Genomic DNA, 312 nt, shown 5'->3' with positions numbered 1-312 from the left:
CGTTGTTGCCGATCATGCCCCCGAGCGTGCAGCGGTTCTGGGTCGATGGGTCGGGGCCGAATCGCAACCCGTGCGCCGCGGCCCGGCGCTGCAAACCCGACAGCACGAGGCCTGGCCGCACTCTGGCGGTGCGGTGGACGGGATCCAGCTCCAGTACGGCGTCCATATGCCGGCTGAAATCCAGCACGATGCCGGGCCCGATGGCATTGCCCGCCACCGATGTTCCCGCACCGCGCGCCGTGACCGGGATGCCATCGGCCCGCCCGAATTCCAGTACGGCCGCCACATCGGCATCCTCGCGCGGGAACACCA

General features: G+C 69.9%; 1 protein-coding gene. It reads right to left on the bottom strand.

The window, feature by feature from the left end; genetic code table 11:
- On the bottom strand, positions 1-312 hold a 312-nt coding region (locus GV790_RS29600; protein WP_163818105.1), incomplete at both ends, for an FAD-binding oxidoreductase.

The sequence above is a fragment of the Nocardia cyriacigeorgica genome, from assembly GCF_010858045.1.
Classification (GTDB): Bacteria; Actinomycetota; Actinomycetes; order Mycobacteriales; family Mycobacteriaceae; genus Nocardia; species Nocardia cyriacigeorgica_E.
Note: the sequence above shows the minus strand (reverse complement) of the source record. Positions and strands in the feature narration are given on the sequence as shown.